The 21549-nt window shown below is 37.7% G+C and carries 20 protein-coding genes; 11 read left to right on the top strand and 9 right to left on the bottom strand.

From position 1 onward, the window contains the following. Position 1 precedes the first annotated feature (1 nt). Together F968_RS10985 and F968_RS10980 are read right to left on the bottom strand one after the other, a co-directional pair. A complete protein-coding gene (locus tag F968_RS10985; RefSeq protein WP_004793063.1) occupies positions 2-1603 on the bottom strand; it encodes a carboxyl transferase domain-containing protein in 1602 nt (533 codons plus the stop codon). Positions 1604-1627: 24 nt separating this feature from the next. Beyond that, the gene (locus F968_RS10980) at positions 1628-2800 is read right to left on the bottom strand and encodes an isovaleryl-CoA dehydrogenase (protein ID WP_004793062.1); all 1173 of its coding nucleotides are present in this window, start codon (positions 2798-2800) and stop codon (positions 1628-1630) included. A gap of 144 nt (positions 2801-2944) precedes the next feature. Between F968_RS10980 and F968_RS10975 the strand changes: the two genes are divergently transcribed. From F968_RS10975 to F968_RS10955, 5 genes are all read left to right on the top strand, one after another. After that, positions 2945-3562 carry a TetR/AcrR family transcriptional regulator gene (locus F968_RS10975; protein ID WP_004793061.1) on the top strand — a complete coding sequence of 206 codons (618 nt, stop codon included), beginning with the start codon at positions 2945-2947 and terminating at the stop codon, positions 3560-3562. Positions 3563-3671: 109 nt separating this feature from the next. After that, positions 3672-5366, top strand: a complete 1695-nt coding sequence (locus tag F968_RS10970; RefSeq protein ID WP_004793060.1) for an AMP-binding protein — start codon at positions 3672-3674, stop codon at positions 5364-5366. Between the two features lie 72 nt (positions 5367-5438). Then, a complete protein-coding gene (locus tag F968_RS10965) occupies positions 5439-6110 on the top strand; it encodes a class I SAM-dependent methyltransferase (RefSeq protein WP_004793059.1) in 672 nt (223 codons plus the stop codon). Positions 6111-6390: 280 nt separating this feature from the next. After that, complete coding sequence (locus tag F968_RS10960; protein WP_085944193.1) at positions 6391-7674, top strand: DcaP family trimeric outer membrane transporter; 1284 nt, start codon at positions 6391-6393, stop codon at positions 7672-7674. A 100-nt stretch (positions 7675-7774) separates the two neighbouring features. Continuing rightward, a complete protein-coding gene (locus F968_RS10955; RefSeq protein ID WP_004793057.1) occupies positions 7775-9130 on the top strand; it encodes an MFS transporter in 1356 nt (451 codons plus the stop codon). 49 nt (positions 9131-9179) lie between these two features. Here F968_RS10955 and F968_RS10950 read toward each other — a convergent pair whose 3' ends face one another. Next, positions 9180-10418: an SGNH/GDSL hydrolase family protein gene (locus F968_RS10950; protein WP_004793056.1), complete on the bottom strand. Its 1239-nt coding sequence runs from the start codon at positions 10416-10418 to the stop codon at positions 9180-9182. Positions 10419-10529: 111 nt separating this feature from the next. On the opposite strand from F968_RS10950, the gene F968_RS10945 reads away from it, so the two are divergent. Beyond that, entirely contained in the window at positions 10530-11435 is a 906-nt protein-coding gene (locus F968_RS10945; RefSeq protein WP_004793055.1) for a LysR family transcriptional regulator, read from the top strand. Here F968_RS10945 and F968_RS20650 read toward each other — a convergent pair. Further along, complete coding sequence (locus tag F968_RS20650; protein ID WP_004793054.1) at positions 11428-11730, bottom strand: hypothetical protein; 303 nt, start codon at positions 11728-11730, stop codon at positions 11428-11430. The two genes, F968_RS10945 and F968_RS20650, sit on opposite strands and share 8 nt — an antisense overlap. 904 nt (positions 11731-12634) lie before the next feature. On the opposite strand from F968_RS20650, the gene F968_RS20355 reads away from it, so the two are divergent. Both F968_RS20355 and F968_RS10935 read left to right on the top strand, forming a co-directional pair. Next, positions 12635-12781, top strand: coding sequence for a hypothetical protein (locus F968_RS20355; RefSeq protein ID WP_081399535.1), 147 nt, complete (start codon positions 12635-12637; stop codon positions 12779-12781). A gap of 266 nt (positions 12782-13047) precedes the next feature. After that, complete coding sequence (locus F968_RS10935) at positions 13048-13476, top strand: hypothetical protein (protein ID WP_004793051.1); 429 nt, start codon at positions 13048-13050, stop codon at positions 13474-13476. A gap of 90 nt (positions 13477-13566) precedes the next feature. On the opposite strand, the gene F968_RS10930 is transcribed toward F968_RS10935, so the two are convergent. The 3 genes from F968_RS10930 to F968_RS10920 form a co-directional block, all read right to left on the bottom strand. Next, positions 13567-13884: a hypothetical protein gene (locus F968_RS10930; protein ID WP_004793048.1), complete on the bottom strand. Its 318-nt coding sequence runs from the start codon at positions 13882-13884 to the stop codon at positions 13567-13569. 113 nt (positions 13885-13997) lie between these two features. Beyond that, a complete protein-coding gene (locus tag F968_RS10925) occupies positions 13998-14216 on the bottom strand; it encodes a hypothetical protein (protein ID WP_004793047.1) in 219 nt (72 codons plus the stop codon). Positions 14217-14496: 280 nt separating this feature from the next. Beyond that, positions 14497-14973, bottom strand: coding sequence for a CinA family protein (locus F968_RS10920; protein WP_004793045.1), 477 nt, complete (start codon positions 14971-14973; stop codon positions 14497-14499). Positions 14974-15289: 316 nt separating this feature from the next. On the opposite strand from F968_RS10920, the gene F968_RS10915 reads away from it, so the two are divergent. Both F968_RS10915 and katE read left to right on the top strand, forming a co-directional pair. Next, on the top strand, positions 15290-16708 hold the full coding sequence (locus F968_RS10915; RefSeq protein WP_004793043.1) for an iron-containing redox enzyme family protein: 1419 nt from the start codon (positions 15290-15292) through the stop codon (positions 16706-16708). A gap of 43 nt (positions 16709-16751) precedes the next feature. Next, on the top strand, positions 16752-18896 hold the full coding sequence (katE, locus tag F968_RS10910) for a catalase HPII (protein ID WP_081399534.1): 2145 nt from the start codon (positions 16752-16754) through the stop codon (positions 18894-18896). 56 nt (positions 18897-18952) lie between these two features. Here the strand turns inward: katE and F968_RS10905 are convergent, their stop codons facing one another. Continuing rightward, positions 18953-19831, bottom strand: coding sequence for an SDR family oxidoreductase (locus F968_RS10905; protein WP_004793039.1), 879 nt, complete (start codon positions 19829-19831; stop codon positions 18953-18955). A 138-nt stretch (positions 19832-19969) separates the two neighbouring features. Then, positions 19970-20371 carry a DUF6367 family protein gene (locus tag F968_RS10900; protein ID WP_004793037.1) on the bottom strand — a complete coding sequence of 134 codons (402 nt, stop codon included), beginning with the start codon at positions 20369-20371 and terminating at the stop codon, positions 19970-19972. A gap of 474 nt (positions 20372-20845) precedes the next feature. On the opposite strand from F968_RS10900, the gene F968_RS20730 reads away from it, so the two are divergent. Then, positions 20846-21549 (top strand): KGG domain-containing protein (locus tag F968_RS20730; RefSeq protein ID WP_004793035.1); only part of this gene is annotated, 704 nt, incomplete at its 3' end.

Genomic DNA, 21549 nt, shown 5'->3' with positions numbered 1-21549 from the left:
CTTACATGCGGAACACGCCAAATTTGGTTGGCTGGATTGGGGCATTCATAGCAGCAGCAAGACTTAAACCAAGTACCTGACGAGTTTGAGCTGGGTCGATTACACCGTCATCCCAAAGGCGGGCAGAAGCATAGTAAGGATGGCCTTGACGCTCGTATTGTTCACGAATGGGTTGTTTAAATTCGTCTTCCTGTTGAGCTGACCACTCGGCACCTTTTTGCTCAATTTGATCGCGTTTTAAAGTCGAGAGTACACTTGCTGCTTGTTCGCCACCCATCACTGAAATACGAGAGTTCGGCCAAGTCCATAAAAAGCGTGGTGAATAAGCACGTCCACACATACCGTAGTTACCTGCACCAAACGAACCACCAATAATCAGGGTCAGTTTTGGTACATTTGCGGTTGCAACAGCCATCACCAATTTGGCGCCGTTTTTTGCAATTCCTTCATTTTCATACTGGCGACCGACCATAAAGCCCGTAATGTTTTGTAGGAATAACAATGGAATATTGCGCTGAGTGCACAGCTCAATAAAGTGCGCACCTTTTTGTGCAGACTCTGAAAATAAAATCCCGTTATTGGCAATAATGCCGACTGGCATACCATAGAGTGAAGCGAAACCAGTAATGAGTGTTGAACCAAAACGTGCTTTAAACTCATCAAAACGAGAACCGTCTACAATGCGGGCAATCACTTCACGAATATCGAAAGGTTTACGTGCATCACTTGGCACCACGCCATAGAGTTCCGATGCATCAAACAATGGTTCATCAACTTGTTTACTTAAGTCATTTGGCTTTTTATTGAGGTTAGCAACAATGTTTCGTGCAATGGCAATCGCATGTTCATCATTTTCGGCTAAATGGTCAGCTACACCCGAAAGACGTGTATGCACGTCGCCACCGCCTAAGTCTTCACTGCTTACCACTTCACCAGTTGCCGCTTTTACCAAAGGAGGGCCACCTAAGAAAATCGTACCTTGATTACGTACAATAATGGTTTCATCAGACATGGCAGGAACGTAAGCACCACCTGCGGTACAGCTACCCATTACTACAGCAATTTGGGCAATACCTAGGCTCGACATGCGTGCTTGGTTATAGAAAATACGCCCAAAGTGATCACGGTCTGGGAAAACCTCATCTTGCATTGGTAAATAGGCACCGCCCGAGTCCACCAAATAAATACAAGGCAAGTGATTTTGTTCAGCAATTTCTTGGGCGCGTAAATGCTTTTTAACCGTAAGTGGGTAATACGTTCCGCCTTTTACCGTTGCATCGTTGGCAACGATCATGCAAGTGATGCCGTTGACTTGACCAATACCCGCAATCACACCCGCGGCAGGAACATCATCTTCATAAACGTTGTACGCTGCCAACTGACCAATTTCTAAAAATGCCGTGCCGACATCAATCAGTTGATCAATACGTTCACGGGGTAAAAGTTTACCTCGAGCCAAGTGTTTTTGACGGGCATTTTCACCACCGCCTAAAGCAATACGCTGGGCAACTTGTTTTAGATCTGTGACCAATGTTTGCATGGCTTGCTGGTTTGTTTTGAAGTCTTCACTTCGAACATTAATCTTGCTTTGTAATTGGTTCATAAGATGCGTCCTTATTTATAATTATTATTTGGTTTCATTAAAGAGTTCGCGGCCAATCAGCATGCGGCGAATTTCAGAAGTTCCTGCACCAATTTCATAAAGTTTTGCGTCGCGCCATAAACGACCAGCAGGGAATTCATTGATATAACCGTTGCCGCCTAAAGTCTGGATTGCTTCACCAGCCATCCATGTTGCTTTTTCGGCAGAATATAAAATGGCACTTGCAGCATCTTTACGTAGGCTGCGGTCATGGTCAGCTTTGTCACAGGCAGCACCAACAGCATAAACGAGTGCTTTACATGCCAACCAAGTTGAATACATATCGGCAAGTTTGCCTTGCATAAGCTGGAATTCACCTAAAGCTTGGCCAAACTGTTCACGTTGGTGTAAGTATGGAATGACCACATCTAGACAGGCATCCATAATGCCTAAAGGTCCAGCACTTAAAACTGCACGTTCATAGTCCAAACCACTCATCAGTACTTTTGTGCCGTTACCGACACCACCGAGTACGTTTTCAGCAGGCACTTCTACATTGTCAAAAAACAGTGGGTAAGTGTTAGAGCCACGCATACCGAGTTTGTCTAAATGGTTACCGTGACTAAAGCCTTTCATACCTTTTTCAACTAAAAAAGCGGTCATGCCTTTCGCGCCAGCTTGCGGATCAGTTTTAGCGTAAACCACGAGTACATCTGCATCACCGCCGTTAGTAATCCACATTTTTGAACCGTTCAAAACGAAGTGATCGCCTTTTTGCTCTGCGCGTAGTTTCATGCTAACGACATCAGAACCCGCATTCGGTTCAGACATGGCAAGGGCACCCACATATTCACCAGAAATCAGTTTTGGTAAATACTTTTGTTTTTGCTGCTCGTTACCGTTACGGTTAATCTGGTTTACACATAAATTAGAATGAGCACCGTAAGACAAACCAATGGCTGCCGAAGCACGGGAAATTTCTTGCAAGGCAATAATATGAGCTAAATAACCCATATTGGCACCGCCATATTCTTCAGAAACCGTCATACCTAAAAGGCCCATATCTCCGAATTTTTTCCAGAGATGTGCAGGGAATTTGTTGTCTTGATCAACTTGTTGAGCAATTGGTGCAATTTCCTTTGCACAAAAAGCGGCCACTGAATCTTGAAGCGCAATTAAAGTTTCATCTAGACCGAAATTCAAGCTGCGTAGGTTCATGATATTTTCATCCTATTGGTTATATTTGTTGTCCATAAAATATTTTGTGGGTATTTGATAAGTAACATACAATGATTTTTTGAAAAAGTGAATACATATTCATAAAATGATTTACAATTCATTTTATTTGTTAGAGAATAAATTATGAGCTATAAACGATCATCTTTAATGCAGGAGCGGATGGAGCAAAATCGTAAATCGATTTTGAATTCAGCCAGAAAAATAATTTCAGAGGGAGGATTTAAAGACGCGCAAATACAAACAATTGCAGAGCAAGCGGGTGTATCTAGTGGACTGGTTTATCGCTACTTTGATAATAAGAGCCAAGTGCTGATTGAAGTTTTGTCTGAAGCTATTAATACAGAACTATTGGTGATTGATTCGATTACTGAAAGTGAGTTATCGGCAAAGCAGAAATTACATAAGGCGGTGGCAACCTTTGTAAAACGGGCACTAAATAGTCCTCAGCTTGCATATTCACTCATGTTTGAACCCGTCGATTCAACGGTTGAACATGAGCGTTTTCGTGTAAAGCAATTGATTAAACAAAGTATTAAAAAAATACTTGCGGATGGAAATGCAAGTGGTGAGTTTGTCTTGGATGATTTAAATACAGCAGCACTGTGTGTGGTCGGTGCCATGACCTATGTGGTGGTTGAACCCCTAGACCCAGCTCAAAATACAAAGTTTGATCATGCGCACAAAGACTATTTTTCAAAACAGATTGCTGACTTTTGTGTAGATGCTGTGCAGAAGAAATAGGGCATATAAAGGATAAACATTACAAAGTAGGCGGTTTGGAAAAGTAGTTGCAGTAACAACAATTAGATCAGGTAAGAAGAGAATTAGAAGAATCAAGGAGAATGATTCAATGCAACAAGAACGGTTAAGCTACGCCTCGGGACCAAGCACACAGCCCTTATTGGGTATGACCATTGGTGAACAATTCGATCAGGCCTGTCGGCAATATGCAGAAAAGGAAGCCATCGTCAGTTTTCATCAAAACAGACGATTAACCTATAAAGCTTTACAGGATGAAGTAAATGCTTTCGCTTGTAGCCTTTTAAAATTGGGATTAAAAAAAGGAGACCGATTAGCCATCTGGTCGCCTAACTGTGTGGAATGGACGGTAACCCAATTCGCAGCTTTTAAAGCAGGGATTATTTTAGTTAACCTGAATACAGCTTATAAAAGTCATGAACTTGAATATGTGTTGAATAAAGTCTCATGCAAAGGATTGATTATAGCTTCTCAATTCAAAACGACTGATTACCAAGAACTACTCACGAAAATTGCCCCTGAGTTAACCAATAGTCCAGACAAAGTGCTCAGTTCAGCGCGACTGCCACATTTAAAATTTGTGATTAAAATTGATGACAAACAACATACGGGCATTCATCGCTTTAGTGATTTAGTTACTACACCAACTTCTGAGCAGCTTGAACAATTAAAACAATTAGCGAAGCAACATCAGTTTGATGAAACGATTAATATTCAATTTACCTCAGGTACAACAGGTAACCCTAAAGGGACCATGTTGACCCACCATAATATTTTAAATAATGGCTATTTTGTTGGTGAAGGGATTCGCTTAACCCCTCAAGATAAAGTGTGTATTTCTGTGCCGTTGTTTCATTGTTTTGGCATGGTGATGGGGAATCTGGCATGTGTAACGCATGGGTCAACCATGGTCTATCCATCGGCGGTATTTAATCCTTTAGAAACTTTAAAAGCGATTCATCAAGAACGTTGTACGGCAGCTTATGGCGTGCCAACCATGTTTATTGCCACCTTAGAGCATGAACAGTTTAATGAGTTTGACCTGTCGAGTTTAAGAACGGGCATTATGGCAGGTAGTCCTTGTCCACGTGAAATTATGCAACGTGTGATAGACCGTATGCATATGTCTGAAATCACCATTTGTTATGGCATGACTGAAACTTCGCCAGTGAGTGTACAAAGCTCGGTAAATGATTCGATTGATAAACGAGTAAGCACAGTCGGGCATGTTCACCCGCATGTTGAAATTAAAATTGTCGATTTAGAAGGGCAGATTGTTCCGCAAGGAACTTTGGGTGAGCTATGCGTTCGCGGTTATTCCGTGATGGCTGGTTATTGGGGCGAAGAGGAAAAGACCAAAGAGGTTATTGATTCGGCTGGCTGGATGCATACGGGTGATATTGCCGAAATGGACCAAGACGGTTTTATTAAAATTAAAGGCCGTATTAAAGATGTGGTGATTCGTGGTGGGGAAAATCTCTTTCCAAAAGAAATTGAAGACTTTTTATATACCCATCCCGATGTAAGCGATGTGCAAGTCATTGGTTTACCAGATGCGAGATATGGCGAAGAACTTTGTGCTTGTATTATTTTGCATGAACATCATCAAATTGATGAAAACAGTATTCGCCAATTCTGCAAAGAGCACATTTCTCATAATAAAGTGCCGCGCTATGTCCGATTCTTTAATGAGTTTCCAATGACTGCTTCGGGCAAAGCACAAAAGTTTAAATTGCAGGAAATTATGCGAGCTGAGCTTAATTTAACTGGAAATGTCTTTGATTAAAGAAGTCTAAAGCCCGTTCAAAGTGCAGCAAACTATAAATTTAAAGGCAGTTTAAATAGAGGATAAAACAAAATGGCAAAAGACTTTAATAGCCCCAAAGTAGTCGAAGGATATGACGAACATATTCGTAAATTAATTCCAGGTTATGAAGTCATCCATCAACAGGTGGATGCCATTTTGCAATCGGTGTTACCACCAAATGCTCATATCTTAATTGTGGGCTGTGGTACGGGTTATGAACTTGAATATTTACTTAAAAGACATCCTCACTGGAAATTTACAGCAGTTGATCCATCTTTGACCATGCTGCAAAAAGCCCAAGAACAGGTTGAACTTTTAGATAAATCTGCTCAAGTCACCTTTGTTCACGGTGAAACGTCAGCTTTATCTCTTGAGAATTGCTTTGATGCTGCACTTTCTATTCTTGTGGCGCATTTTATTGCAGATGATATAAAACCTGTTTTTTTTAAAGATATTTATGATCGTTTAAAAGAAAAAGCAGTTTTACTTACCTACGATTTAATGACGTGTGTAAACCCACAACAGCTTCAAGCACTACGTTATTTATGCTTGGCTCAAGGTTTAACGGAAGAGCAATGTCAGAAAATGTTAGAGCGTATGGCACAAGACTTTTTTAGCTTAACTACTGAAGGATATATAAAACTTTTGCAAAAAACTGGTTTCGAGAGCATACAGTCGTATGCGCAAATTTTGACTTATCAGGGTTTTATTGCAAAAAAATAATGTCAGTAGAGGCAAAGGAATGTTGTCTTAACACCTAAATATTCTCAATGAGGAAGAGAATATAAAAAACGAAAAAAAATTAGAAGAACTAGCTTTACCTATAACACATTAAAAAGTGGCCTCAATGCTGCTTAAGGGAGGTTTTGTCTAAAAAATATGATGGAAGACTTTCTAGAGGAAGAAAGTCTGATGTTTAAGGGCCTGTTTTAGATAGGTACATAACAAAAAGGATGTCGAGATCTTTAAGTCTAATTAAAGATCAAAAAAGGAAAGTTTTATGATAAATGCTTTAAATACAACGGTTCAAAAAAGTCTATTGGCAATTTCTGTGACTCTGTTTGTGTCTTCTGCTTTTGCAGGTCAAACAGATCCTGAAATAGAACAACTTCGCCAAGAAGTGAAAGAGTTACGGGCTATGTTACAAGCTAACATGGAGGCGCAAAAATCTTTATCGCCAGGGCGAGTGGAACTAGCAAATTCAGTAACTCCTCGAGCCGTATCGCCAATACAGCAAGGTTTAACCAAGTCTGGTGCAGAATTTAACTTATACGGTTATATACGTGCGGATGCTTCTTATCAAATGAAAGGTGCATCGGCTATGTATAACAATATTAGCGGGGTTCCACTCGAAAATACGCCAGAAGAATCTGCTCAAAAAGACCAATTACACAGTACCGTTAATGTGACACGTTTCGGGTTGAATTTTAAAACCCCAACTGCTATGGGTGATGTGGGCGGGAAACTGGAAATGGACTTCTTTGGAGCTGCAACTCGTGATCAGTTTCGGATACGCCATGCTTATTTAACCTTTGATAAATGGCTCATCGGTCAAACGTGGTCAACATTTATAGCACCTGAATATTATCCGGAAACGATTGATGCAGGTACATTTGTAGGCAGTGCATTATTAAGATCGCCGTTGGTTCGATACAGCGATAACATTACGGCAAATACCAGTTTTGCAGTCAGTGTGGAAGACCCGAAATATACTGCGACAACTGACCCTGACAATAAAATGCGCTTACCAGCTTTGGTAGGACGCTTAAATCATAAGTTTGCCAATGGTTCGATGTTATCTGCCCGTAGTTTAGTTGCCGAAAAAAGAACGAATAATGATGAGCAAGTCGCTTGGGGCGTGGGCTTCGGCGGTAAATATCAAATTATGCCCGATACATTACTCAAAGCCGATTATTACCATGTCAAAGGAGATGGGCGTTTCTTGCTATGGAGTAATAGCGGCTATGCAATAGATGATCAAAATAATATGCATAGCAATGAGTTTGACACCATTTCTTTAGGTATCACTCATCAATTTACGCCACAAATTCGTTCAACCTTAGCTTATGGCTATATGAAAGCCAAAGATGACAACCGTTTTGCCGAATTACAACGTAATAACACCACTCAAAACAAAGAGCTTTGGCAAGGCTGGGTAAATGCACTGTATAACCCTTACAAGCCAATTACCTTGGGGGTCGAATATGTGTATGGCGAGCGAGAAACTTTTGATGGCCGTAACGGGATTGATAACCGCTTCAATATGATGGCGAGTTATGACTTTTAATTTATTCAACAAAACCTTGAATAATCTGTTTTTTCTTTAGGGTGCAATATGTCGTTTTAAAAAATTAAATATGAATTTATCTCACAGAGGAGGTGAGTAAATGACAACATCTAAATTAAATGTAAATGAAGTTATTGATCAGGCCCGATTTACCCCTTTTCACTGGAGCATTTTGCTTTGGTGTTTATTAATTATTGTTTTTGATGGTTATGATCTGGTGATTTATGGCGTTGTACTGCCTTTGCTAATGCAAGAGTGGTCATTAACAGCTGTACAGGCGGGGATGTTAGCAAGTACAGCACTATGCGGAATGATGTTTGGGGCAATGTTCTTTGGAACTTTGGCAGACAAAATAGGCCGTAAAAATGTGATTTTAATTTGTGTCACTCTTTTTAGTGGTTTTACCTTTTTAGGTGCTTTTGCATCAAGCCCACTTGAGTTTGGGGTGCTTCGGTTCTTGGCGGGACTAGGCATTGGTGGGGTTATGCCAAATCTAGTTGCTTTGACCTCGGAATACGCACCTAAACGTATACGCAGTACTCTGGTGGGGACTATGTTTAGTGGTTATGCGATTGGGGGAATTCTTTCAGCCTTAATTGGTAGTTATTTGGTTGAAAGTCAGGGATGGCAAATTATGTTTTTAATTGCTGGTATTCCACTATTTCTATTACCTGTCATTTGGAAGTTTTTACCTGAGTCATTAACTTTTTTAGTTAAAACAGGTAAAACTGAACAGGCACATAAAATTATTCAAAAAATTTCTCCTGAACAAACACTAACAACCCATACGCAATTAGTGCTTAATGAAGATAATGTTCCCACAGGCAGTTCTGTAAAAGGATTATTTCAACAAGGCCGTGCTTTCAATACACTCATGTTCTGGCTCGTATTCTTCATGTGCTTACTCATGGTGTATGCGTTAAGTAGCTGGTTACCAAAACTCATGCTGGCAGCAGGGTATTCATTGGGCAAAAGTATTTTATTCTTGCTTGCTCTAAATGTTGGCGCAATGATCGGTTCAATCGGCGGCGGTATTTTGTCTGATAAATTCCATTTAAAACCGGTAATTATGGGAATGCTACTTGCGGGTGTTTTAGCATTAATCGGTTTAGGCTTTAAGTCTCCAGCCTATGTTTTATATGGTTTGGTCACTGTGGCAGGAGCGGCAACGATTGGTACCTCAATTCTGCTTTATAGCTATGTAGCGCAATATTATCCATTAAGTGTGCGTTCTACTGGAATTGGCTGTGCTTCTGGTGTTGGTCGTATTGGGGCAATTGTTGGTCCAATCTTAACGGGCATGTTATTAGTACTAGAGTTGCCACATAAGATGAATTTCGTGATGATCGCAATCCCTGCGATTTTAGCACTTTTCGCCGTTATGGTGCTTCGACGACATACCGTTGAAAAACCGCCTATTACGCCGAAACTTACCGCCGAGTTAGAAGGTAATTAATCAATATTGATACAGGTAGGGAGTAAATTCCTACCTGTATCTGGACTTTTTATTTATGAAGTAACTGGTTTACATCAACTAGATTTGCCATTTGTTGATTACCAAGGTCATTAGGATGTAAATGATCTCCTGAATCATAAATTGGATTTAATCGATCAGGATGTTTAGGGTCTTTTAAGCCTTGCTCAAGATCAAGTACACCGTCAAATGTATGGCTGGTTCTGATCCAGCGATTAATAAGCTGGCGTAATTTATCTTTGTTAGGCTGATAATAGTTATCAAGAGGAGTATTTGGTAAAGCTCCCGAAAATGGTAATAAGGTTGCTCCAATCACTTGAATACCTTGGCGGTGTGCTTCATCTACAACACGTTTATAACCTTGAGTGAGTGCTTCAAAAGTCGGTATTTGTTGTTTAGGTGCAAATGCGGTACCGGGCCATGAAATATCATTAATACCCACCAAAACAATTAATGTTTTCACACCTGAATATTGAAATACTTCACTGTTTAAACGTTTTAAAGCACTGTCGCCCATACCGTCTGTAAGTAGTCGATTCCCTGAAATTCCACTATTAATGACAGCCACTTGATGTGGCGATAAGCGCTTAGCTAAAAAGTCGGTCCATCTTGCATTTGCGTCTAAAGTTGCAGTTGCTCCATCAGTAATGGAGTCTCCAACGACTGCAACAACATGGGCTTTACGCTTTGGTTTTACTTCTACAGCCGATAATAATAATCGTGCGGTTGTTTTTTTTGCACTGCTAGGCGTATTTAAGTTCGTGGTCTGGTTACCCGTAATGAGCCAACTGGTTTGTTTCGCATCCCAATGAAAAGTTTTAAAGACCGTTGGTTTTTGGATAAAGGTATTTACCATTAACTGTTCATGATCGGGAACTGGTAATTGGATTGGATCACTAATCAGTTGTTTGCCAGGTAAAATTTGTGCTTTAAGTTTTCCAGAAAAATAAACTGGATAAGCACTCTTTGATTTAAGACTTTCTCCTTTGATTAGTCCTACAGTAGTTTTATCAATATAAAGCGGTTGATCCCCATATTGATTTGTGAAAACAAGCCTAACAGCTTCACCGCCTAAACTAATTTGACTGATTTGTTTGATGGTCTGATTAGATATTTGATCTGGAATATTGGTCGGGAAAACGAAATCTTTATTCCAGACTTTTTGGGGGCTGGCTGCCCAAGTGGTAATCCATTGGCTCTTTTTTACTTCTGCTTGTGCAAAGCTCGTAAATAAAATGAGAGAGAATAGGGTGGGTTGATAAAGTTTCATTTTGTGAACTCTTTAAAACGAATTAAAGTTATCTTGAAACAAATTGCTGGCTTGTTATAGCGACATAAGCGGAATAAGATTTGTGAATGAAATTCATAAATAGCTTTTGTTATGTCATATTTTGATATTAATCGGTCTGGCGAGTTGGCAATTTTTATTCGAGTGGTCGAGCTTGGAAGTTTCTCTGCCGTTGCAAGAGCTTGTGACATGACGCCGTCTGCGGTCAGTAAGTTAATTTCTCGGTTGGAAAAAAGACTTGGCGTTAGGTTGCTTAACCGTTCAACACGCCAGTTTCAGCTTACCAGTGAAGGATGTCAGTTTTATGAGCAAGGCATTCACATACTCAATAACTTAGATGAACTAGAACAATCAGTTACCGCAAATCATATGCCGCAAGGGCGAATTAGAATTCATACCAGTTTTTCATATTGGACGCATTTTTTATTGCCTTGTATTTCGCTATTTAACGAGTGCTATCCACAAATTGAATTAGAGGCTCATTTGAGTGATGAAGTTATTAATTTAGTTGAGCAACGGATTGATGTTGCAATTCGGACAGGACCTTTAAAAAGCTCAAATTTGGTTGCTCGCTCACTCGGAAGCACGCAGAAACATTACGTCTGTTCACCTGCATATATTGAAAAGTATGGTTGTCCGCAGCACCCAGAAGAGCTTTATGAACATCAGCTTTTAGATGTAAGTTATCAGCGCCAGAATAAAACATGGTTCTTTAAAAAAGACGAGCAAGAAATCACGCTTGCACCTACTCAAGTGCTGAGAGTAAATCATGGAGAAGCAATCTTACAGTTAGCACTTGCAGGTCTGGGCGTTGCACAGCTCAATGAGTTCCAAATCAGAAAAGCTCTAGAGCAAAAACTATTGGTTAAAATTCTTGAAGACTGGAATATCAATGCTTCTGAAGAATTTCATGCTGTTTGGATAGGACATGACAAATATGTCCCTAAACGCGTAAGGGCATTTTTAGATTTCTTGGTAGAACAGGCAAAGATTAGTTAATTAAGTTTTTTCTGGCACTTAACTGACATTGGTGCATGGTTTCATTCATTGTTTCCACAAAGTGCATATCCGCATCAATATTTTGTAAGCTTACTTTAGGTAAGTTTTCTACAAATTGTGGCGAATAATGTTCTTCTAAAGAGTTATAAATACAATTACATTGTGAAAGTGCACGTCCTGCCCAAACACAATGTCTGTTAAATTCATTTTTACTGATAGATCTGCAACCTAATAAACTTATAGAACTTATTAATAGGATGCACATTAAAACAATACGATATAAAAAAAACATCATAATTGCTCTTAGTTGGTTGTTGTTATCGTTCGATTTGGTATAGAGATGTTCTAATCTTTAATTGGCGTTAAATCTTGAGATTTTTTCCGTATAAAGATAAAAGTTTGGATAGGTGAAAAGATGGCAAGAATTCTTTAAAAGTGTTTTCAACTGAACGATAAGATAATAAAGATGAAGAAAAATAAAATGATATAAAATAATAGTCATTAGAGACTCCTTGATAAAAGAAGTTACGCCCAATCACTGCTATTAATTATGGTGGTGAAACGAAAGAGGGTTAGCAGACTGATACCTAAGAAACCAGCACACCCGAAGGTGTCCCACTCCCGTTCCTCCGTCAAAGGCACGAGGGGCTCCACACCAAAAAACGTGTTTTTAGTGCACTTAGGTAGACGGTCTGCTAAAACCGACTGACAAAATAGGTCAGCGGGAGCATCATAAGCTGAGCGTTAAAGCGGGTCAATTGCAAAAATAAAAGATTGGTTTATATAAACAAATATTAATATTTTTAAATTTTGATTAATAAAATAACTGATTATTTGGTATTTAAAGGTTTGATTAATTATTATACCTAATCTTTATAATTGAGTTTTAATGTTTATATATCAAATATTTATTAATTGTTAATTTATATATTGTTTGTAATCATTGACTTAATAAGACACAAACTCGGAAAGGATGAATAATTTTACTTTCATGAATATGACAAACTGAAATAATTAGCTAATGCCAAAATTTAATTAAAATATCAATTGCAAGAATGATATTTTTTGATCATTTATTTAAGTTTGATTTTTACAAAAGCTTGCATAATCTACAAAAGTTAAGAGAACCACTGCGGTAGGTCAACAGAAGATAATGTTATTCATAAGCTTAGATTTTAAGATTAATCATGGTGATCTCAATGTTAAGAATTTTTTGGGCAGTGAGTACAGTATTTGCAATCGCGATGGGTATGAGCGCTTGCCAAGATCGACATTCAACAGATGATGATGGAACACATGGCTCTAATGATCCGACCGTTCCTCAACAAATGGATAAAAACTCATAATTATTTCCTCAAAGAAAACTCACTTTTACGTGAGTTTTTTTATCGTTATTTTCTATAAAATATGTAACACAATAAAAAAGATAATTATATAAAAAGATAAAATTAATCAATGAATTAGGTTGATATTATCTTTTTAAAAATTTGTTGTTATTGAATTGTTTCGTTATTAAATTATAGTTTCAAAAAATTAATAAAATAAATACAATAAATTACTTATATTCATCCAAAATTCATTTTAATGATGAGAGTTTTATAAAGGTAAGGATATGCCCCAGTACTTAAGAATAGCTGAGAGAATCTATCAAAATGTTAAAGAAAAAAAAGGCTTTACAGATGAACCTATGGAGGATCTTAACAATTTGATGATTGAACTCAGACATGAGCTTAAGGGGACAAAGCTTAAGCTTTTATACAATTACATTGATTTTGCTGAATTACTGATTAAACCCTTGCAAGAATCTAAAATTAAATTGGATTTAAGCCTTATTCCAAAGAGCAAAAATACACAAGAATTTGTACTGTGGCTTGCAGGTTTTATTGAAAGAATTACTACAGGCGGGCAGGAAAAATTACCGCCTATTCAAACTAAAGTTGCTTTACCTGACTACGCCTATGAAGAAACACATTCTTCTCCGGTAAAACCAGTTAATAATGGAGAAGAAATTATTGAATATTTTAAGAAAAAAGAAAGTTAAATAGTGATATATAAAAAAGAGCCTATTTCCGAGGGCCAATCGGAAGTAGGCTCTTAGTTTTGGACTAAAAGAGAATGTTATAAAAACAACTTATCTTCCATTCCAAGCATCTTTAATTGCTTGTTTAGCATGTTCCCATTTTAAACGAGATTCAGCTTTGAGTTCTTCCCATTTTTGTTCCAAACCGCCTTCGACATCTTCAAACTGAGTGCCTTGTTCCGATTCAGCACGTGCACGATGACCTAATTCATAGGCTGTCGAAAAGTCTCGGTCATAATCGAGATCTGGAGTAGTAAGCTGAGCTTCTTGATAATAAGGACGAGTAAGGTAACTTTCGCGCCAATAAGTGTCAGAATAATTATGGTCGCCGGCTGGCAGTCGTGCGTGATCGCTATTTTGATCTGTCATCAGTTTTTCCTCATCTTATTTAATTTTATGCTTATGGTAAATTTAGGAAGGTGAGGGCACCTTCCTAAATAAAATGAATGACCGCATCAAATGACATTTAAGTCAGCATCGGATTAGCGTTGCTGATTATTGTTATTTGAGTTTTGTTGGCCTGAATCTTTTTGATTCGAGCCTTGTTGTTGGCGGCGATTGTCATTTTGCTGTTGTTGCTGCTGATTGTTTTGTTGCTGTTGATTGCCGTTTGGCTGTTGCTGATTGTTACGGTTGTCATTTTGCTGTTGTTGTTGCTGTTGATTATCGCGTTGATTGCTTTGATTATTAGTAGTGCTCATCTTTAATTACCTCATATCATTTATGATGTGTGTTTTATCTGAGAGCTTCAGATAGCTTTATTAAAACATGAAAATTTTTAATGTGTAGCCTTGGGGTGTTACCCTATATTTAACTGTAACTTTGAAAATTAAATAAAACCTTGATTTCTATAAAGTGTAATTTTTATCAGTAAACATAATTAATATGAAGATAGATAAAATTACATTTGGGCAAAATGGTGTTAAATAAATGCTATGGTCATTTCTAAATGTGTATATGTTATCTTTTATTAAAATGAATTTATTTTTTATTATCTAATATTATGTATTCTATATCTTTAGAAATGCAATAAATAAGTTGTCTAATTTTAAGACATGGTGGGCCTTTAAATAGTCTTCTAAAGTTATAAAAATTATTTTTATAATAAATAGAATAAAAAAAGGTGCCTACAGGTTTTTCTTTAGTCTCAGAACCTCCTTTTTTTAAGAGGCCTGTGCAGGCAATATAAAGATCGGCATGTAGGAGTTCTTTGCCTTTTTTGATCATCTCTATAGTGACTTGCATCGATTCAGGTGTATATTTTTCAATAAGTTCAGGTGAGATATGAAGTGTATTTTCTTTGACATGTAAGTCATAGCTGACTAAGCTTCCAATAAGAATATCACCTGAGTAGGGGCTTAAAGAGAAGCGATAAGCTAAATAGCCCGCCGAAGCACTTTCAAAAAGTGCAATTTTAATTTTTTCTTGTGCGAGTAATTTGCAACATGAATTAAACATTGGTTTTCTCCTTAAAACTGTTTTTAATTTAGTTATAAGATTATTTTTAATTTATTTTTGTTAACTTTTTAAACTTTATGATTTTTAAAGTAACTCAAATGTAATGTAAATTTATTGTTTATATATTTTTTATAAAAACAGATGGTTAAATAATTCTAAAGGTGAGAATGTAATTTTGTGTTATTTCTTATCTAATTGAAATTTAATGATTTTAAAATTATAGATTATTTCTTAATAACGTAATATAACAAAGATAGTCTGGGATTATAGTTTAGCTGAAGTATGGTGATTTATATCTCACTAAAGGAGAATAGAAATGCCTGTTGTAGTGAAAGAAAGATTATTAGACTTATTACAAGATAATCAACAAAACTATTACGAATTATTTGTTTTTTTCCTTGATCCTGATATTTCTTGTTTTGAAAAAGAAAAGAAAGCAAAAGATTTTCTTAATGAAGAAATTGATAAAATAGATCAAAAGGAAATTGATTTTCCTGCCACTATAAATACGGTTAAACAATGGTGTGAGAATGATAATAAAGAAAATTGTGAATTATTTCAGACTTACCTAAACCGTAGACAAAACGGGGGTGAGAGAGAGTATTTTAAGAATGTTGGTCAGGCATTCGAATTTTTAATTAAGGTTTCTCCAACTAAAAAAGTAGATGGTGCATGGCTATATAGTTCAGTTCACTACTGGAATGATCCGGTTTTTCATGACCTCATTATTACTTATTTGGAAGAGCTCGGACTAGGTGAGCCGAAAGCAAACCATGTCTGTATCTATGATGACTTGCTACGTGGTCTCGGACTTGATAGTTTTGATCTGCTTTTAGAGGACGAATATTATCATAATGCCGTGATTCAGCTGGCGCTTGGTTATGCTCCACCTGAGTTCATTCCTGAAATTGTCGGCTTTAATTTAGGTTATGAGCAACTGCCACTGCACCTACTCATCAGTAATTATGAGCTTGCGGAACTGGGTATTGATTCTAAATATTTTAATTTGCACATCACTATCGATAACATTGATAACGGGCATGCAGATAAAGCAATTAAAGTTATAGAGAATATTTACGATAAATACAGAGATAAAGAACTTTTCTTTAATAAATTGAAGCGCGGTTTTGCGCTTAATGGTCATGGTGTTTCATCTTCAAAAATTATTAAAAATTTAAATCTTGAAGATTTGGTCCTTAAAATTTTAAAAAGAAAAGCGCTCGTGGGTCAGCTCATTCATAACGAAACTAGACAGTTTGGATGTAAAACGATTAATCAATGGTTATCAAATCCAGAAGACGTTAAAGGGCTGGTTACACATCTTATTGATCACAAGTGGATTAAATTTAATACCGACCCAGAACAAAGTGTGTTCTGGCGAATGATTAATGAAGAAAATGGAAAAATGTTTGGGGTATTTAACCCTGTAGAACGTCAAATTATTCATGACTGGATTGCAGGTAGTGATCATTCTTCTAACTTCTTGGCCTATAGCAGGGAATTAAAGAATAGCCAGCGCATTCAAGATTATCTCTTTAGCTATATTTCCGATGGCGAACTAGATGCACTCCAAGAGCGTGTTCAGAAGTCACATGATCTTGCCATAAAAATTTGCAAGCTGACCCCGTTTTTGGCCCCAGATTCACATCATAAAAGCATTGGACTTTGGAGCACGCGTAAATATGTCGAACTCCTTTTTCCATATTTAAGTTCCTTTAACAAAACTAACTCTTGAAGTTTTTTTACTCACCCCACGTTTAACTTTAAAAACATAGGTAATGAACATGACTGATAATGTTAAATCAACAAATAAAACAAGTGAAATGGCTGGTGCTGACGCTGCAAATAAAGCCAATACTACCCAAAAAACTGAACAATTAGACTCAGTCAGAGACGATGCAACCAATGAAGCATTAACCACAAACCAAGGTGTTAAAATAGCGGATAATGAGAATAGCTTAAGAGCGGGCATTCGTGGTTCAACGCTATTAGAAGACTTTATTTTAAGAGAGAAGATTACTCATTTTGACCATGAGCGTATTCCTGAACGTATTGTGCATGCGCGCGGTGTCGGTGCGCACGGTTACTTTCAAGCTTATGAAGGAAATGAGCGCTTAACAAAAGCAGGATTTTTAACTGATCCAAGCATTCAAACACCAATTTTTGTACGTTTCTCAACAGTGCAGGGACCTCGTGGCTCTGCTGATACCGTTCGTGATATTCGTGGTTTTGCGATTAAATTTTATACCCAAGAAGGTAATTTCGATTTAGTCGGCAACAATGCACCAGTGTTTTTTGTACAAGACGGTATTAAGTTTCCAGACTTTGTTCATGCGGTAAAACCTGAACCAGATACAGAAATGCCAACAGGAGCAACTGCCCATGATACTTTCTGGGATTTTGTATCTTTAGTTCCTGAGTCAGCTCATGCAGTAATTTGGGCAATGTCGGACCGTGCTATTCCACGTAATCTACGCTCAATTCAAGGCTTTGGTGTTCATACATTCCGTCTTATTAATGCCCAAGGGAAATCACATTTTGTGAAATTCCATTGGACCCCTAAACAAGGTTTAAGTGCTTTAGTGTGGGATGAGGCTCAAAAACTTGCAGGTAAAGATCCAGATTTCCATCGTCGAGATCTTTATGAAGCGATTGAGAATGGAGTTTATCCTGAATGGGAGTTGGGTGTACAAATTGTCGAAGAAGAAGATGAAATGAACTTTGACTTCGATTTGCTAGATCCAACTAAAATCATTCCTGAAGAGTTGGTTCCAGTAACACCAATCGGCCGATTTGTTTTAAATAGAAATGTAGATAATTTCTTTGCAGAAACAGAGCAGGTGGCTTTCTGTCCGGGACACATTGTGCCAGGTATTGATTTTACAAATGACCCACTTTTACAAGCACGCCTATTTTCGTACACCGATACACAGTTAAGTCGTTTGGGTGGACCGAACTTCCATCAAATTCCAATTAATAAACCAGTGTGTCCATTCCATAACAATCAACGTGATGGTATCCACCAACATACGATTCACAAAGGGCAGGCTTCCTATCAACCAAACTCAATTGATAATGATTGGCCAGCAGAAACACCACCCGCTGCTTCAAATGGTGGTTTTGAAAGCTATCCTGAACAAATTAGTGGACACAAACTTCGTCAAAGAAGTGAAACCTTCTCCGATCATTTTTCACAACCGCGCCTTTACTACAAGAGCCTTGCGCCTCATGAGCAAAAGCATGTGGTCGATGCCTATACTTTTGAATTAAGTAAAGTACAACGAAAACACATTCGTGAGCGCCAAGTTCAACAAATTTTGGCAAATATTGATCTCGACTTAGCTCGACAAGTAGGCGCTAATTTAGGAATTGAAGTTCCTGATTTGACTCTAGATTATAAGAAAACCGCAGTTGAAAAATCGGTTAAATTATCTTTCTTAGCTTTCCCACCAGAAGATATTCAAGGCCGAAAAGTTGCTGTACTAATTCATAACCTTGTGAAGTCAGATACCCTTGAAGCTATTAAAAATTGGGCGATTAAAGAAGGTGCGGTTGTTCATTTACTAGCACCGAGCTTGGCTCCAGTAAAAGACCATAAAGACAACATTATTGTGGCTGATGGTATGCAAATGGCTGAACCTTCAATTGCTTATGATGCGGTGATTATTCCTGATGGCGAAAACTTAAATGCTGTGCTGCAAGATGGCGTAGCGCGCCATTATGTACTCGAAGCTTATAAGCATTTAAAACCAATTGCGTTTTTAGGTAATAAATCTGACTTGCTTGAACCGCTAGGTTTAGTTGCCGATGAGGGCACTTTAGTTGAAGATGAATTCCAGCCTATTGCTGAAAAATTCAAAAAACTGATTATGGATCATCGTGTTTGGTCACGAGAACAAATAGCCGCTCAGGTACCAGCTTAATAAACAAAAAAAGCCCTGAAAGATAAATCTTTCAGGGCTTTTTTATATCTTAGGGATTAACCATTTACGATTTGACCACCGTTTACATGAATTACCTGACCTGTAATATAACTTGCATCATCTGAGGCAAGGAATAGATAAGCAGGTGCAACTTCACTGGGTTGTCCCATTCTTCCCATTGGTGTGTCTTTACCAAATTCTGCAACGGTTTCCGCATCGAAACTACTAGGAATTAAGGGTGTCCAGATCGGACCTGGTGCCACACCATTTACCCGAATTCCTTTTTTCTGTTTCATTAAATTGTTCGATAAGCTGCGCGTAAAAGTAGTAATAGCACCTTTAGTACTTGCGTAATCGATCAGCTCATCATGACCTTGATAGCTGGTAATACTGGTCGTGTTAATAATACTGTCGCCTTCTTCCATATAAGGAATAGCTTCTTTAGTAAGATAAAACATTGGAAAGATATTAGTTTTAAATGTCTTTTCTAACTGCTCATTACTAATACTTTCAATTTCCTTTTGTTGATATTGCACACCGGCATTATTCACTAAAATATTAATTTTGCCGTACTGTTGTAGAACTTTATCAATATCGAGTTTTGCAACATCTGGGTCAGAAATATCACCTTTTAATAAAAGACAATGTTGTCCTTCTCTTTCAACGAGTTGTTTAGTGATTTCGGCATCCTCATCTTCTTCAAGATAAAGGATGGCAATATCGGCACCTTCACGGGCAAACAATACAGCGACAGAACGGCCTATCCCACTATCACCACCACTAATAACTGCAACTTTACCTTTTAACTTCTCGCTACCTTTATGGGAGCTTTTTATAATCTCTGGTTCAGGATGCATTTTTTCCTGATCGCCTGGTTGATGAGATTGAACTTGTGCTGGAGCAGAAGTCGGATACTGATTTGTTGAGTTTTCCATGTTTTAAATACCTCTGTATGAATATCTAATTTTCCTAGGGTGAACTGTTGTTTTGTAAATATAAGTAAAATGAATTTTTAATAAGTTTTCTTTGTTATTTTATATATAAGGATGTAAAAAAATATTTTAAATTTAGAATTACATAATATCCATTAATTTGATTTTATTTTTATCAATCATACTCTCAATAATAGAGCGGTTACCTGTGTCGTCTAACCAATTTTCTATTGGTATATTGTTAGATAAATCTAATATTTCCTGAATAACTTTTTTTGCTCTCTCTATATTGTGTGGAGCTTTATTATCTTGATGTACTATATTGTCGAGCAATAATTTTATATCTTCTTGTTTCATATCTTTTGATTTAATAATGTATAAGTCTCTTTGGAAGGGATGGCTTGCATGTGGGGGATCTAATCTATAACTCCATTCTTGATCATAATTTTGCCATGAATTCTTAGATTTAATATGACCTAATAGAATTTCGGGGATAGAAATATGGATGTATTGTAGTGTTGACTCTTGATCTTTTAATTGCATGGCTAAACTACTCAAATCGTCTTAATAAAATCAGTTTTAAATATTAATATTAATCTCTCAAGTAAATTCAATTTGAAAATGTAATGATATATATTATTGTTTTTTATTGAAAATAAGTGTTTTTATCTGTGTTTATTTAATTAGGTATGTTTCATTATTTTACTTTTTGTTTATAGCTGAGTTGTTTTGTTGTTTGTATAAATATTTTAAATCTGTTTGTAAAAATATATTGTAATGTTCAGTTAAGTAATAATAAGTGATCTAATTATTTAAAGAGTAAAATATGAAGAAAAGTAAAATGTATAAATTCTTATTTAAATAATGAAGTTATAAAATTTTTACTCTTTCATTTTATATACATTTAAATTGATTGATACACAGCATCGGTAGGAAAATATTATAGATCTTCTATCTTAATTAAATCCGTTAACCAAAAGCGGTAGTGACTATAAATAAATATAGGAAGATATAACTATGGCTAATACTAGATATGAAGATGATGATAACAATAGAACAGGTACTTCAAATCGTGGATTTGCAAGTATGGATTCTGAAAGAGTTAAAGAAATAGCAAGCAAAGGTGGGCGAGCAGCCCATGCCAGTGGTAATGCGCATGAATTTACTTCTGAAGAAGCTCGTGAAGCTGGTCGAGCTGCGCATGCAAGCGGTAATGCACATGAATTTACATCTGAGGAAGCTCGTGAAGCGGGTGCCTTAAGCCATAAAAATGGTGGTCGCGGTCGTAGCCGTGATGACGACGATGATGATGACGATCGCGGTAGCCGTTCAGGCGGACGAGGCCGAGGTCGCAGCCGTGATGACGATGATGATGACGATCGCGGCAGCCGCTCAGGTGGTCGAGGCCGCGGTCGTAGCCGTGATGATGACGACGATAATGACGATCGCGGTAGCCGTTCAGGTGGCCGAGGCCGTGGCCGCAGTCGTGATGACGATGATGATGATCGCGGTAGCCGTTCAGGTGGTCGCGGTCGTAGCCGTGATGACGATGATGATGACGATCGCGGTAGCCGTTCAGGTGGCCGAGGCCGAGGTCGCAGCCGTGATGATGACGATGATGATGACGATCGCGGCCGTTCAGGTGGCCGAGGCCGTGGCCGCAGCCGTGACGACGATGATGATGACGATCGCGGTAGCCGTTCTAGCGGACGAGGTCGAGG

This window comes from Acinetobacter sp. NIPH 817 (assembly GCF_000368405.1).
In the GTDB taxonomy this organism is placed as follows: Bacteria; Pseudomonadota; Gammaproteobacteria; order Pseudomonadales; family Moraxellaceae; genus Acinetobacter.
This window is presented reverse-complemented; position numbering and strand designations above follow the sequence as displayed.